Source organism: Marinomonas sp. 5E14-1 (assembly GCF_039939215.1).
Taxonomy (GTDB): Bacteria; Pseudomonadota; Gammaproteobacteria; order Pseudomonadales; family Marinomonadaceae; genus Marinomonas.
The window spans coordinates 169271-184268 of record NZ_JBDXMW010000004.1 but is presented as its reverse complement, the minus strand read 5'-3'; the positions used below and the strand labels follow the sequence as shown (position 1 = coordinate 184268).

The window sequence follows — 14998 nt, the reverse complement described above, 5'->3', positions numbered from 1 at the left end:
CCCTACTTTGATAATGAACAAGATTGACTTAGGCGTTAAAGTCCAACATCCGCTGTAATGGAATAAGAGCTTTCACTCTTGTTTCTTCTGGTACGTGAATTTCACCTAAATTGTTTTTAAGCGAATCCCTCAGCATTTCCAAGCTATTAAGGGCCATCCAAGGGCAATGAGCACAACTTCTACAACTTGCCCCTGAGCCTGCTGTTGGAGCTTCAACGAATCGCTTATCCGGAGACGCTTGCTTCATTTTGTAGAAAATCCCCCTATCTGTTGCAACGATAAAGGTACTGTTTATCATTTTTTTAGATGCATTCAGCAGTTGCGAAGTAGAACCTACTACGTCTGCCACCTCCACAACAGATTCTGGCGACTCCGGATGAACAAGCACAGCGGCATCTGGATAAATGGCTTTTAAGTCTAGAATACCTTTAGCTTTAAACTCTTCATGAACGATGCAAGCACCATCCCAAAGAATCATATCTGCACCTGTTTCGCGTTGAATGTACCCACCCAAATGCTGATCAGGTGCCCAAACAATCTTTTCGCCCTGTTCAACTAGATGATTAACAACATCAAGCGCAATACTTGAAGTGACAACCCAATCAGCACGAGCCTTAACTGCAGCTGAAGTGTTGGCGTAAACAATAACTTTTCTGTCTGGGTGCTGATCACAAAAAGTAGAAAACTCATCAATTGGGCAGCCAATATCTAAAGAGCAAGTTGCTTCTAATGTAGGCATTAAAATAGTTTTTTCAGGACTTAAAATTTTGGCCGTTTCTCCCATGAATTTAACGCCTGCTACAACCAATGTTTGCGCCTCATGATTAGCGCCAAAGCGAGCCATCTCTAAAGAATCTGCAATAATACCGCCCGTTTCTTCTGCTAACTCTTGAATCGCATCCTCTGTGTAATAATGAGCGACTAAAGCAGCATTTTTTTGCTTAAGTAAAAGCTTGATCTCATTACGAATTTGTTCGCTATCTAAAGACTCTTTCTGCAAGTTCTTTTCAGCAGAAAACAAATGCTTTTGAACAGTTTCTCGCAAGGCAGCTTTATTAAGAAGATCAGACATATCATTACCCCTTAAGAAACTGGGAGTGGAATGAGTGTTTTTGGTGGGTCGTACTGGATTCGAACCAGTGACCAATTGATTAAAAGTCAACTGCTCTACCAACTGAGCTAACGACCCAAAAATCACAAAAATGAATTAAACGTTGGTGGGTCGTACTGGATTCGAACCAGTGACCAATTGATTAAAAGTCAACTGCTCTACCAACTGAGCTAACGACCCAACGGGTTGCGTATATTACAGAGCCCGTTGAGGATTGCAAGCTATTTAATTTTACTTAAGTAACCTGACGCTAACTTAGCAGCTTTACTTTCAGGAAAACGGCTGATGGCATCTTGTAAATAAGACTTGGCCTTTGCTGAGTCTCCAAGTTGGTCATTAACTGTTCCAAGCTTATACAAAGAATCTGGCTCTTTACTGTGGCCCGGAAATTTTTGAATTACAGTTGAAAAAGCGTTGATTGCTTCAATTGACTTCCCTTGCACTAACTTCACTTCACCCAACCAATAATAACCATTACCGGTTAATGTGTTATTTGGATAATCTTGTACAAACTGAGCGAATGCTGTTTCAGATTCACCAAACTTACGCTCACGAATAAAATTATAAGCTTCATTGTATGCTTGTTTAGCTTGTTCTGTTGGCGATTGTAAAGCAACAGGTGCTAGTGGTGATATTGGCGCACTAACAGTGGGTCGCTCTTGTTTAACAGGAGTCACTACAGGAGCTGGCGCCGTTTGCTCAACTGGCGAGCTAGAGGCAGCAGATGTAACCTGTTTATTAAGAGAAGATGTCATAAGTAGAGATAAGCGCTTATCAAGATCGATATAACGGTCTCGCTGACTTTCTTTGATTAGCTTTAATTCGTGCCCTTGCTCTTCTAGCTGTCCTCGTAAACTTTGTACTTCCTGTTGCAATGTTTCCAATTGGAAAAGCAACTCAGCGGCAGCAGAGGGAGACAATGCAGTTCTTGCTTGTTGAGTTTCGGCCATTGCAAATGGCGCTGTAAAACACAGCACCATTGCAACAGAACGAATCTTTACTTTTCTAAAGATCATTTTTCGTAACGTACTTCAACTCGACGGTTTAACTGCCAAGCGTTGTCTTCGTGACCAAATGCTACAGACACTTCTTCACCAAAACTTACAGTTTCGATTTGAGATGCAGCAACGCCTTGAATAGTCAAATAACGGCTGATTGCTTTCGCACGACGCTCACCAAGAGCCATGTTGTATTCACGAGTACCACGCTCATCAGCATGACCTTCTAACACGATACGTGCGTCAGGGTTAGCAACTAGGAATTCAGCGTGTTTAGCCAAAGCTTCGCGAGATTCTGGGCGTACAATAGATTTATCGAAATCAAAATAAAATACTGTTTCTACTCCAGCTAAAGAGTCCATAGCAGTCACATCATCTTCAACAATAACACTTGTTAGAGCGCCATCTGCACCAGCACCAAATGCTTGATCAGCATTTGCATCGCCTTCAGATAGTTCTGCTGCACCTTCAGTAACAGTTGATGAATCTGTCTCTGTTGCTGTCGTACTACAGCCTGCAATCCAAGCTGCAGATAAACCGATAACAGCAAATTTACCTAATTTGTTTACGCTCATTATTAACTCCTCAATGTCTTTATTTGAAATACGGAGACCAAGATGGTTCACGCACATCACCTTCAGCTGATGGTAACCTATATTTAACCAGCCCATCAACGGATACTACAGCTAAGATACCCTTTCCTTGATAGGTTGTGGCATACATCACCATGCTACCGTTTGGCGCAATACTTGGTGATTCGTCTAAGTAAGTCTCTGTGAGAATTTGAACTCGGCCTGTTTTCATATCTTGTAGCGCAATATGATAATTACCTCCATTCTTCTGAACCGTCACAAGATATCTTCCATCTGGCGTCATACTTGCTCTGGTATTTAGATCACCTTCAAAAGTGACCCTCTCTACACGCTTACTATTTACATCTAATCGATAAATTTGCGGATTACCACCTCGATCAGATGTGAATACTATTCCTTTACCATCGGGCTCCCAGCTTGGCTCTGTATCAATAGAGTAATGGTTTGTCATTCTCTGTAGCTTCTGGGTAGCGATGTCTAAAGTATAAATTTCAGGGTTGTTATCTTTAGATAATACTAAAGCTAATTTCTTACCATCTGGTGACCAAGCTGGCGCACCATTCAACCCTCTGAATCGTGCGATTTGCTGACGCTTGCCCGTTGCCAGCTCCTGAATAAATATATGTGGGCGTCTGTTTCTAAACATTACATAAGCAATATTCTTTCCATCACTACTCCATGATGGCGATAAAATTGGCTCTTTTGACTCTACAACCACTTGAGGCCGGTGTCCATCAGCATCAGCAACTTGTAACTTAAATAAAGGAGAACTTTTATTACCTTCTGCTGTAACATATAAAACTCGGGTACTAAAAGCTCCTTTTGTCCCAGTTAATAACTCATATATTTTATCGCTAATATAATGAGCTGCATCACGAAAATTCTTTTCACTAACATCAATTGAGGCATGTTTTTGAACAGGCTTTTGACTCAATACATTTAACAATTCAAAACCGATACGGTACAGACCATTTGTCAATCTTTGAATCGAGCCAATCACAACGTAATCACTTTTTAAAAGACGCCAATCCCTATAATATACATCAGCTTCTTTTGAAGGCATACCCAGCATACTCGACCTTGGAACAGTCTGAAATAAGCCGCTTCGAGTCAAATCCGCATCAACAATCTGGGCTATATCTTCTGGTAATGCGTTAACACCTTCATAACCAAAAGGTACAACAGCAATAGGCAATAATTGATCTGCTCCACTGGTGATTTCAATAACAAGTTGTGCTTTAGCGGTATTTATAAAAAATAAGCAAGTAAATAAAACGCTTAACCATTTTTTCAACATCATTTAATTTCTCAAATCTTGCGGGTTAAAAATTAAGTCTATTTGGCGAAAATTCCGTTCAAATGTATAAGAATCAACATCAGCTAACTCCTCTATACGTCCAACTTTATATACAGCATCAACAGCTCTTTGATCAAATAGAGCATCACCGCTGCTTTTTGTTACTTGCGTGTCTCTTACTTCACCATTAGGTAAAAAGTATATTCTTAGCTGGGTTTTCATCCCATTTCTAGCATTCGGTGGACGATTCCAAACAGATGTAATTCGGCTATTAATCAAGCTACTAATAGACTGAACCATTTGTGCTTCTTCTGCTGCACGTAATCGTTCTTTCTCTGCCGCAGCGGTTTGTGCTGCCGCCTCTTCCGCTTGTTTTTTCTCTTCTGCTAACCTAGCAGACTCCGCTTGTCTTTTTCGTTCTTCTTCCGCCAATCTTTCAGCTTCAGCTTGACGTATAAGCTCTTGCTCTTTGCGCTTTCTTTTTTCTTCTGCTTGTTTATCTAAACGCTGTTTTTCTAGCTCTTTTTCTTGTGCTAGACGCTTTTTCTCGCTTTCCTGTTCGAGGCGTTTCCGCTCAGCAGCCTGTTGTCTTTCTTTTTCTTTTATTGCTTCAGCTTCACGTTCTTTAACTCGCTTAGCTTGAGCCAACTGTTTCTCTCTGGCTTCCAAAGCTTTCTGTTTAGCTTCTTTTTTACGCTTCTGTTCTGCTTTTTGTTTTCTTTTAGCAGCGGCATTTGCAGCTTGCTGCTTAGCTGCTCTTTCTTCTGCTTCACGTTTGCCAATAATCGTATCTGAAATATCAATTACTGTTGCATTCACTATAACAGGACGTTTAGGCTGTTGCTTCTCATCATCGCTAAAATCAACAACAACCACACCTGCCACTAAAATAATCGTATGCAAGCTAACAGCTAATAATATCGGAAGCCCGTAGCCATCATCTTTTAGCCATTTCATTATCTTGCATCCGGCTCAGTGACCAAACCAACATTTGGTGCACCCGCCGCCTGCAAAGCGACCATTAACCCAACAACATCACCATACGGCACATTCTTATCACCTCGAACTAACACAGACATCGTTGGGTTTTGTGACAATACCTTTCGTACTCTATCTTGCAAAAGCTCCAAACCGATTGACTCTTGCTGGCCTCCAACATCTAGGTAAAACAGCCCCTTTGAATCCACAGAAGCAATCATGACATCACTTTCTGCATCTTGTATAGGCGCCGCATTTGCATTTGGTAATTCAACATCGACACCCTGAGTCAACATTGGTGCAGTAATCATAAAGATAACCAATAATACCAACATAACATCAATATAAGGTACGACATTAATTTCAGCCATAGGCTTTCTTTTATTTCTTCTTCTAGAGCGAGCCACTATACAGCCCCTCCCTCTCTAACGTGTACTTTACGGTGCAATATACTTGTAAATTCATCAGCAAAGTTTTCATAGTTAGACGCCAAAGACTCTGACGTTGCAGAAAAACGGTTATATGCAATCACAGCAGGAATTGCGGCCGCCAGACCAATTGCTGTTGCAATGAGGGCCTCAGCAATACCAGGAGCCACAGTGGCCAATGTCGCTTGCTGAACTTCAGCCAAGCCAATAAAAGAGTGCATAATCCCCCAAACGGTACCAAACAAGCCAACATATGGACTTGTAGAGCCAACAGTCGCTAAAAATGGAAGGTGCTGGTCAAGCTTCTCTTCTTCCTTGTATAAAGCCACTCGCATAACACGCTGAATACCCTCCATAACCGCATCTGGGTCAACGTTTTGGTTCTGTCTTAATCTAGTAAATTCTTTGATACCTGATGTGAAAATAGTCTCAATACCTTCAACTTTTCTGCCGTCCTGCGTCAGCTTTCTGTAAAGTTGACTAAGGTCAATGCCCGACCAAAATTGATCTTCAAATTCACCACGCACTTTTTTGGCATTTTTAAGAACACGAACCCGCTGAAATATTACAACCCATGAAAAAATTGAAGCCGATAATAAAATCAACATAACAAGTTGAACTACGATACTGGCACTGGCGATAAGTCCCCAAATTGACATTATTAACCTCTATTTAAAGTCCGAAGGTAACTGGTAATTAAAATGTTCGTATGCACGTTTTGTAACTTGACGCCCTCTTGGCGTTCTAATAATGAACCCTTGCTGAATCAAAAACGGCTCAATGACGTCTTCAATTGTATCTTTGTCCTCACCTAAAGCGGCAGATACACTATCCAAACCAACCGGTCTGCCGTCAAACTTTTCTATCATAGTCAACAACATACGTCGGTCTAGATGATCAAATCCTTGGTTATCTACACTTAACATATCTAGCGCTCTTTGAGCAACTTTTTGTCCAACTAGTGTTTCACCACCCACTTGAGCAACATCACGCACACGACGTAAAAGTCTATTGGCTATTCGCGGTGTTCCTCGAGAGCGTCTTGCCACTTCAAAGCTGCCAGAGTCGTCGAGTGCCACTCCCATTTTACCTGCAGATCGAGTCACAATAGTAGTCAATGATTCAACATCATAAAACTCAAGTCGCTGCACAATCCCAAACCGATCTCGCAAAGGAGATGTAAGTAACCCAGCTCGTGTTGTAGCTCCGACCAGTGTAAAAGGCGGGAGTTCAATTTTTATTGATCTCGCAGCAGGCCCTTCACCTATCATAATATCCAGCTGATAATCTTCCATTGCTGGGTACAAAACTTCTTCTATTGCAGGGCTCAACCGGTGAATTTCATCAATAAATAAAATATCACCTTCGTTCAAATTGGTTAGAAGCGCAGCCAAGTCTCCCGCTCTTTCTAAAACTGGACCCGATGTCGTTTTAACTTCAGCTCCCATTTCATTACCGATAATATTGGCTAATGTCGTCTTACCCAATCCTGGAGGCCCAAAAATTAATGTGTGGTCGAGAGGTTCGCTCCTTTGCCTAGCCGCTTGGATAAAAATTTCCATTTGCTCTCGAACAACTGGCTGACCAATATATTCAGATAAAGCCTGAGGCCGAATAGCACGATCTATCTGTTTGTCATTCCCTTTTAGCTCTGCTGAGATGATACGATCTTGTTCAATCATATTTTATTTCCTTAACATCCCTTGCAATGCGGCCTTAATTACCTCTTCACTGCTAGCAGAATCCATTGGAATACTCGCAATGGCTTTAGCCGCTTCTTGAGGTTTGTAACCAAGAGAAATAAGCGCAGCTTCTGCCTCTTGTCGAGGGTCGGCTTGCACTTGACGCAAAACAGTTGGTGCAGAAAACAAATCGTTTTTAGCTGCTTGGCCGAGTTTATCTCGAAGTTCAATAATCAAACGCTCTGCCGTTTTCTTACCAACGCCAGGAATCTTAGTCAAAGCGGTCACATCTGAATCTTGAACATTGGCAACCAACTCTTCAGACGACATACTAGATAAGATCGCAAGCGCCATTTTAGGGCCAATACCATTAACTTTAATAAGCACTCTAAATAAAGCTCTCTCACTTTTATCTATAAACCCATAAAGAGTTTGAGAGTCTTCTTTTACCAAAAAGTGTGTAAACAAGGTTACTTGATCACCCAATTGGGGAAGGTCATAAATCGTTGTCATAGAGGCGCTAATTTCATACCCAACGCCACTCACATCAACCAATAACTCTGGTGGTGTTTTTTCCACCAAAGTTCCAACAATTCTTCCTATCACAGAGCTTTCCTTACATCTTGTTCTGTCCAGCGCTTAGAGGTGCGCCCTGCTCGCTTACCAACACCATATTCTAGACCACCAGAAGTTCGAGTATTTGCATGACATAATGCAATGGCCAAAGCGTCGGCGGCATCCGCTTGGGGCTTTGATGATAATTGTAATAACATTTGAACCATCAACTGAACCTGCTCCTTATTAGCGTTACCATTACCAACGACAGACTGTTTCACTCGTCGAGCTGCATATTCATGCACATCTAATTCTCGAATAGAAGCAGCAACAATTGCAGCGCCTCTAGCTTGACCAAGCTTTAATGCTGAGTTTGCGTTCTTTGCTAAAAACACTTCTTCAATCGCAAATTCATTCGGTTTGTATTCATCCAATAAGGCAGAAACATTATTAAAAATATGTTTAAGCCTAACCGATAAAGCTTCATCAGGGAGACGAATACAACCACTGTTCACATAAACTGTTTTTCCATTAACAACATCAAGGATGCCAAAACCAGTAATTCGAGAACCTGGGTCAATCGCTAATATTCTAATGACGCTCATGTTTTTCTCTATTCTCTTTGTTACTGTATATTTCAACAGCCCTTTCGTTAGTATGCAATCTATAAATAAAAAAAAGGCCGCTAATAAGCGGCCTTTTACGACTTTTTTGCAATCCTTTAACATAACTGACTGTTTTTAATCAGCTTAAAGGAGAAAAAAGTCTATTCTATAACGGGTTTTCTTACTCGAATACTCAATTCTTTTAGCTGTTTCTCACTAACTTCACCTGGCGCTTGAGTTAACAAGCAAGTCGCACTTTGCGTTTTAGGGAAAGCGATTACATCACGAATAGATTGTGAACCAGTCATCAACATAACCAGACGATCAAGACCGAACGCTAAGCCGCCATGCGGTGGCGCACCAAACTTAAGCGCATCCAACAAGAAGCCAAATTTCTCTTCTTGCTCTTCTTTAGAAATATTTAGCAATTCGAAAACAGACTCTTGCATATCTGATTGGTGAATACGGATAGAACCACCACCAAGTTCAGTGCCATTAAGAACCATGTCGTACGCTTGAGACAAAGCAGTCAATGGATTTGTTTTCAACTCTTCTGGAGAGCAAGAAGGCGCTGTAAATGGGTGGTGAATTGCTGTAATGCCGCCATCACTTGTTTCTTCAAACATTGGGAAGTCAACAACCCAAAGAGGTGCCCACTCGCAAGTGTAAAGATCCATATCTTCACCCAACTTGCAACGCAACGCACCAAGCGCTTCATTCACAACTTTTTCAGAATCTGCACCAAAGAAAATCAAATCGCCGTCTTGAGCATCAAGGCGAGTTAGAAGTGCTTCACGCACTTCAACTGGCAAGAACTTAACGATCGGAGATTGCAAACCCTCTTCAAGATTAGACTTATCGTTTACCTTGATGTAAGCCAAGCCTTTCGCACCATAAATGCTAACAAACTTAGTGTAGTCATCAATTTGTTTACGTGTAAGAGCATTACCACCAGGCACTTTAAGTGCAGCAACACGACCTTTTGGATCAGTCGCCGGGCCAGAGAAGACTTTGAAATCTACGTCGGCCATCAAATCAGAAACCGTTACGATTGTTAACGGAATACGGAGATCTGGTTTATCACTACCGTATGTTTCCATTGCTTCTGAATAAGGCATACGAGGGAAAGACCCTAGATCTACATTCAATAGCTCTTTGAACAAACCGGTAATCATTTCTTCTGTCATGCCCATGATCTGCTCTTCAGACATGAAAGAAGTTTCAATATCAACCTGAGTGAATTCTGGTTGACGATCGGCACGTAAATCTTCGTCACGGAAACATTTTGCGATTTGGTAGTAACGATCAAAACCAGACACCATCAACAACTGCTTAAATAACTGTGGAGACTGAGGAAGTGCGAAAAAGCTACCTTGCTGCGTACGGCTTGGAACTAAATAGTCACGCGCACCTTCAGGTGTCGCACGAGTTAAAATCGGTGTTTCAATATCTAAGAAACCATTGTCATCTAAGTAACGACGCAATACAGATGTCACTTTAGAGCGGAAACGCATTTTAGCCTGAACTTCAGGGCGACGAAGATCGATAAAGCGGTTTTTCAAACGAACATCTTCACCAACGTTCTGATGATCATCTAATTGAAATGGTGGTGTTTGCGTCGCATTAAGAATTTCTAGCTCTGTTCCTAACACTTCGATTTCACCCGTGTTCATATTTGGATTAACCGTCCCTTCAGGGCGAGCACGAACCAAACCCTTTAACTGAACAACAAATTCATTACGAACGCTATCTGCAATAGCAAAGCTGTCTGCGCGATCTGGATCAAAGACGACTTGAGTGATTCCTTCACGGTCACGAACGTCTAGGAAAATAACACCGCCGTGATCACGACGACGATGTACCCAACCACATAGGGTGATTTCTTGTGAAATATTAGAAGCATTTAACTCGCCGCAATAATGGCTGCGCATAATTTCTTTTTCCTATTACTGTCTCGATATGAGAATGGTGTATTCTTTAAAGGTATTTTCTGATGATATTGCGATTTTTTCTATCGCTCACAGCAGAGTAAAATATTTTAAGGCAAAGCATTATATGCGAACCAAGTCAGACTCTCTAGAGGTTCATCTAAATTTGTCTTGTAATGACATAACTTACTTTGAATTTTTATAGAATGGATGCGATTTCATAAAGGCACTCTTGACCATGTTGGAGCAATGCAATTTCACCCTCTAACTCTTTGCCCATAAGTGCATTTCCTACTGGACTAGAAGGCGTGACTAAATAAACAGAAAATTCGTCTAGAACAACATTCAATCCACCCGCAAAAGAAGAAATTAAAAACCACTTAGAGTCTATTACTCCTTCTACTGAAACCACCTCAACTAAACTCCACAGAGCAACCTTTTGAAGGTCGTTTACATCATTTTGAGAGGCAGAAAAAACCTTAATAAATGCCAACCATTCTCTTTCACAATCCAATACTCGCTGAGATTGACCATGGGCTAAATAAGAAGCCTCCAACCCAAAAGTATCGTATTTATTCTCTGCCACACTTTCTTCGCTTGTTGCCGCCTGGTGCGCTTGTAGCACAGCATTTTTTGCTGTTTCAAAACGATCTTTCAAGGCTTCTTCAATAATGGCTAAAACTGCTTTTTTATTCATAGAAATTTCCTGCATCCAGCGCGCATTTTAGAGAGAAGTTAATAAAATGGAAGGTACACAATGGAAAAATGACAAAACTAAGAAAGCCAACACATTACCCTGCGTCACAGTTGACTTTATCAACTCAAAAACCTATATTGATAACCATTCCCATTTGAAGGAGATTCAAATGAAAGAAAATATCAGTGAAATTCTCCACCACCTAATTCATGAATACAAAATAAAAACTAAAAACTTGATTTTAAATTCTGGAATCTCAATCCCCATTAGCCATATACGCCTTTTAAAATTCATAAATAACACAGAGCATTGTACAGCAAGCAGTATCACAAGAACTTTATCACTCGATAAATCTCAAGTCGCACGATCTTTAAAAGATTTAGAACGAGAAGGCTATATCACAAAACATCGCCACCCAGACAATCATCGCAGTCAACTATTAGAATTAACAGAAAACGGGGCAATATTGATTCGCGATCTAATCCAGTTAAACCAGAAAACAACTGAGAAAATGACAAATGAGTTAACAGAACAAGAAATCAAAGACTTTATTCATATTGCAGAAATTATGACCCGAAACCTATCGAGCCATAATCTATATTAAGGAGCTGTCATGAGCAGACCACAACCCAGAAAATTAATCATCATCAAAAAACGACAAATTTCACCTCACATGCTACGAGTCACACTAGGCGGAGATGAAATTTCAACCATTCCTGAAGATCAAGAAAGCGGCTATGTGAAATTGATTTTTCCCAATGGTGAAGAAAAACCTCTCATGAGAACCTATACCATACGCCATCAACGCCCTACTGAAATTGACGTAGATTTTGTTTTGCACGAAGACAGTGGCCCAGCTTCTTCTTGGGCGCAAAACTCAAAAGTTGGTGATAGCATACTAATTGGTGGGCCAGGCTCAAAAAGAATGATTCATATGCCTAGCGATTGGTATTTATTAGCCAGCGACATGACAGGCTTACCTGCCCTCAGTGTTAATCTTGAGCAACTTCCTGACAGCGCAATAGGTTACGCCGTTATTGAAATCATTAACGAAAAAGATAAACAGCCACTCAACCATCCAAAAGGCATCGAAATATTCTGGCTAGAAAACGATTCTCCAGGTGAAAAGCCTGACGCACTACTAAATCAAATCAAACGACTTGATTGGCTGGAAGGGAGTGTAGGGATCTGGGCAGCATGTGAATTCAGCAGCATGAAAAATCTACGTCGTTTTTTCAAACAAGAAAAGCATCTTGACCGACAACAAATGTACATTTCGAGCTACTGGAAACAAGGTATTAATGAAGACCAACATAAAGTAGAAAAAAGCAAAGACGCTGAGCTCAATGAGATCTAATAAAAAAGCCCGCAAATCGCGGGCTTTTTTTGAAAACTCAATATGTTATTTACAATCGAACGCTTTCAACAATACGCTCAACCACATCATTTAATGATGTTTCTGTCACACTAGAGTCAGCAAGAGCATTGCTTGAAACTAAAATAACCACACCTGTTTGGCGTAATAAATCAGCTTGTTCTTTGCTAGCATCCGCTTTCACTAGTGCTACAACTCCTTGGCGTAGCAATTGTCGTTCTAACTTATCCGCTTGAGCCAACACTTCCGAAGACAAGGCGATAATGGCTGGTTTTTGGCCTAAACGAGCCGCTCGATCTTCTGCGCTCACCTGTGTATCACTATCTAGATCAGCAATCGCTTCTTCTACCATGCCAGCACCAACGGTGACGTTAGTCAGACGATCGATAATAACCAACGCACCCGTCAAACGACTGTTTTGGTATTCGTCAAACGCAACAGGCGCATCAAATTGAATCACACAATCGCCAATACCGTTAAGCTCAAGCGAATCAATGTCACTTTTCTCTAACGTATTCACATCTACTCGGTGGTTAAAGTGATGTACTTTACCAGGAACGGTTTGCGTGCCTAGTTTAAAGTCATAAAGCTTGCCAAGAACCAAGGCTTGATCTGCCATCCACACGACAGAAGCTCGTAATGTTGACGCAATCAACGGTTCTTGATTTGGGTGAGACAACATATCACCACGACTGATGTCGATTTCATCTTCCAATGTAATCGTCACCGCTTGACCTGCTTTTGCAGAAACCAAGTTACCGTCGTACGTAACGATTTCCGCTACTTTAGATTTTTTACCAGATGGCAAGGCAACAATCTCATCACCAGGCCTTACCGCTCCAGCCGCAATAGTTCCAGAGAAACCACGGAAGTCTAGATTAGGACGATTCACATATTGCACAGGCAACCTAAATGCATCCTTCTTAACATCTCGATTAATTTGCACTGTCTCTAACAATGCCATTAACGGCTGACCTTTGTACCAAGGCATATTTTCAGAAACATTAACAACGTTATCGCCTAATAAAGCAGACATAGGCACAAACTGAATATCTTCAGGTTTACGATCACCTAATTGACCAACGAACTCAAGGTAGTCTTTTTGGATCTCGTTAAACTTCTCTTCTGAGTAATCTTCTAAGTCCATTTTATTGACAGCAACAACCACATGCTTAATGCCAAGTAACGCTGCAATATAAGAGTGACGACGCGTCTGTGTTTGTACACCGTAACGAGCATCAATCAAGATAATAGCTAGGTCACAAGTCGACGCACCGGTTGCCATGTTGCGAGTGTATTGCTCGTGCCCAGGTGTATCGGCAATGATGAATTTACGTTTTTCTGTAGAGAAATAACGATAAGCCACATCGATCGTGATGCCCTGCTCACGCTCAGCTTGAAGACCATCAACCAACAAGGCTAAATCGACTTCTTCACCTTGGGTTCCTGACTTTTTGCTATCGCGTTTAACGGCATCCAAATGATCTTCATAAATCAATTTAGAGTCATGCAGCAAGCGACCAATTAACGTACTTTTACCATCATCTACGTTGCCACAAGTAAGAAGGCGCAGTAGATCTTTTTCTTCATGTTGTTTCAAATAGCCAAGTATGTCTTGGCTAATCAATTCTGACTGGTGAGACATTTTTCACTCCAAACTTACTTTACTTCAGACTTAGAAGTAGCCCTGTTTCTTCTTCTCTTCCATTGAACCGGAAGAATCATGGTCAATCATGCGCCCTTGGCGTTCTGAACTTGTTGTCAGTAGCATTTCCTGAATAATCTCAGGCAAAGTTGCTGCTTCTGATTCAACCGCTCCAGTTAATGGGTAACAGCCAAGTGTACGGAAACGCACAGACTTCATTTCAGGTGTTTCACCATTGAGTGGCATACGCTCGTCATCAACCATGATAAGAGTGCCATCACGTTCAACAACAGGACGTTCAGCAGAGAAGTAAAGAGGCACAATTGGAATGCTCTCTAAATAAATGTATTGCCAAATATCCAACTCCGTCCAGTTAGACAATGGAAAAACACGGATGCTTTCGCCTTTATTTACTTTACCGTTGTAAATATTCCACAACTCTGGACGTTGGTTTTTAGGGTCCCAACGATGCTGCTTATCACGAAAAGAATAAACGCGCTCTTTCGCACGAGATTTTTCTTCATCACGACGAGCGCCACCAAATGCAGCATCAAAACCGTATTTATCTAGGGCTTGCTTTAAGCCTTGGGTTTTCATCACATCGGTATGCTTAGAGCTGCCGTGTGTGAAAGGCCCAATGCCTTGCGCGATACCTTCTTGATTCTGGTGAACAATAAGCTCTAATCCAAGCTTCGCGACCAATTCATCACGAAACTTAATCATTTCTTTAAACTTCCAGCCTGTATCAACATGCATTAAAGGAAACGGTGGTTTGCCTGGATAAAATGCTTTCATAGCAAGGTGCAGCATTACCGCTGAATCTTTACCAATAGAATAAAGCATTACTGGATTATCAAATTCTGCAGCTACTTCACGAATAATATGAATACTTTCCGCTTCCAGTTGCTTTAAGTGAGTTAACCTTTCCTCAGTCATAATTCCTCATCTCTGTTGTAAGGATTGTGTATCTGTAAACTATAACATGCCTTTAAGTTATAAAAAGACTCATATTTAGACTTTAGTTGAATATGTATATTAAAAAATGATTAACCAACCGTCAGAATAAAAGCCATGGTTAAAGCCAGTAATTTGAGACAGCACTTCTT

At 41.1% G+C, this 14998-nt stretch carries 16 protein-coding genes and 2 tRNA genes; 2 read left to right on the top strand and 16 right to left on the bottom strand.

Annotated elements, in window-relative coordinates:
* Window positions 1–28 precede the first annotated feature (28 nt).
* From nadA to ABFY09_RS05155, 14 genes are all read right to left on the bottom strand, one after another.
* A complete protein-coding gene (nadA, locus tag ABFY09_RS05220; protein ID WP_347983241.1) occupies window positions 29–1072 on the bottom strand; it encodes a quinolinate synthase NadA in 1044 nt (347 codons plus the stop codon).
* 41 nt (window positions 1073–1113) lie between these two features.
* Window positions 1114–1189 (bottom strand) — tRNA-Lys (locus tag ABFY09_RS05215).
* A 26-nt stretch (window positions 1190–1215) separates the two neighbouring features.
* Window positions 1216–1291, bottom strand: a tRNA-Lys gene (locus tag ABFY09_RS05210).
* A gap of 41 nt (window positions 1292–1332) precedes the next feature.
* Window positions 1333–2127: a tol-pal system protein YbgF gene (gene ybgF, locus ABFY09_RS05205; protein WP_347983240.1), complete on the bottom strand. Its 795-nt coding sequence runs from the start codon at window positions 2125–2127 to the stop codon at window positions 1333–1335.
* Entirely contained in the window at window positions 2124–2684 is a 561-nt protein-coding gene (pal, locus tag ABFY09_RS05200) for a peptidoglycan-associated lipoprotein Pal (RefSeq protein WP_347983239.1), read from the bottom strand. The genes ybgF and pal overlap by 4 nt, the downstream gene beginning before the upstream one ends.
* 19 nt (window positions 2685–2703) lie before the next feature.
* On the bottom strand, window positions 2704–4002 hold the full coding sequence (tolB, locus tag ABFY09_RS05195; RefSeq protein WP_347983238.1) for a Tol-Pal system beta propeller repeat protein TolB: 1299 nt from the start codon (window positions 4000–4002) through the stop codon (window positions 2704–2706).
* Window positions 4003–4956 (bottom strand): cell envelope integrity protein TolA, encoded by a 954-nt coding sequence (locus ABFY09_RS05190; protein ID WP_347983237.1) that lies wholly within the window; start codon window positions 4954–4956, stop codon window positions 4003–4005.
* The gene (tolR, locus tag ABFY09_RS05185) at window positions 4956–5384 is read right to left on the bottom strand and encodes a protein TolR (protein ID WP_347983236.1); all 429 of its coding nucleotides are present in this window, start codon (window positions 5382–5384) and stop codon (window positions 4956–4958) included. Before tolR ends, ABFY09_RS05190 begins: the two co-directional genes overlap by 1 nt.
* On the bottom strand, window positions 5384–6064 hold the full coding sequence (tolQ, locus tag ABFY09_RS05180) for a protein TolQ (protein ID WP_347983235.1): 681 nt from the start codon (window positions 6062–6064) through the stop codon (window positions 5384–5386). Before tolQ ends, tolR begins: the two co-directional genes overlap by 1 nt.
* Before the next feature lie 9 nt (window positions 6065–6073).
* Window positions 6074–7087, bottom strand: coding sequence for a Holliday junction branch migration DNA helicase RuvB (gene ruvB / locus ABFY09_RS05175; RefSeq protein WP_347983234.1), 1014 nt, complete (start codon window positions 7085–7087; stop codon window positions 6074–6076).
* A gap of 3 nt (window positions 7088–7090) precedes the next feature.
* A complete protein-coding gene (gene ruvA, locus ABFY09_RS05170) occupies window positions 7091–7693 on the bottom strand; it encodes a Holliday junction branch migration protein RuvA (RefSeq protein ID WP_347983233.1) in 603 nt (200 codons plus the stop codon).
* Window positions 7690–8247, bottom strand: coding sequence for a crossover junction endodeoxyribonuclease RuvC (gene ruvC / locus ABFY09_RS05165; protein ID WP_347983232.1), 558 nt, complete (start codon window positions 8245–8247; stop codon window positions 7690–7692). The genes ruvA and ruvC overlap by 4 nt, the downstream gene beginning before the upstream one ends.
* 161 nt (window positions 8248–8408) lie before the next feature.
* A complete protein-coding gene (gene aspS, locus ABFY09_RS05160) occupies window positions 8409–10178 on the bottom strand; it encodes an aspartate--tRNA ligase (protein WP_347983231.1) in 1770 nt (589 codons plus the stop codon).
* A gap of 196 nt (window positions 10179–10374) precedes the next feature.
* A complete protein-coding gene (locus ABFY09_RS05155) occupies window positions 10375–10872 on the bottom strand; it encodes a hypothetical protein (RefSeq protein ID WP_347983230.1) in 498 nt (165 codons plus the stop codon).
* 46 nt (window positions 10873–10918) lie between these two features.
* On the opposite strand from ABFY09_RS05155, the gene ABFY09_RS05150 reads away from it, so the two are divergent.
* Window positions 10919–11476 carry a MarR family winged helix-turn-helix transcriptional regulator gene (locus tag ABFY09_RS05150; protein ID WP_347983229.1) on the top strand — a complete coding sequence of 186 codons (558 nt, stop codon included), beginning with the start codon at window positions 10919–10921 and terminating at the stop codon, window positions 11474–11476.
* A 9-nt stretch (window positions 11477–11485) separates the two neighbouring features.
* On the top strand, window positions 11486–12229 hold the full coding sequence (locus tag ABFY09_RS05145; RefSeq protein WP_347983228.1) for a siderophore-interacting protein: 744 nt from the start codon (window positions 11486–11488) through the stop codon (window positions 12227–12229).
* A 49-nt stretch (window positions 12230–12278) separates the two neighbouring features.
* Here ABFY09_RS05145 and cysN read toward each other — a convergent pair whose 3' ends face one another.
* Window positions 12279–13892 carry a sulfate adenylyltransferase subunit CysN gene (cysN, locus tag ABFY09_RS05140; protein ID WP_347983227.1) on the bottom strand — a complete coding sequence of 538 codons (1614 nt, stop codon included), beginning with the start codon at window positions 13890–13892 and terminating at the stop codon, window positions 12279–12281.
* A gap of 30 nt (window positions 13893–13922) precedes the next feature.
* Window positions 13923–14828, bottom strand: coding sequence for a sulfate adenylyltransferase subunit CysD (cysD, locus tag ABFY09_RS05135; RefSeq protein ID WP_347983226.1), 906 nt, complete (start codon window positions 14826–14828; stop codon window positions 13923–13925).
* Window positions 14829–14998: the final 170 nt, after the last annotated feature.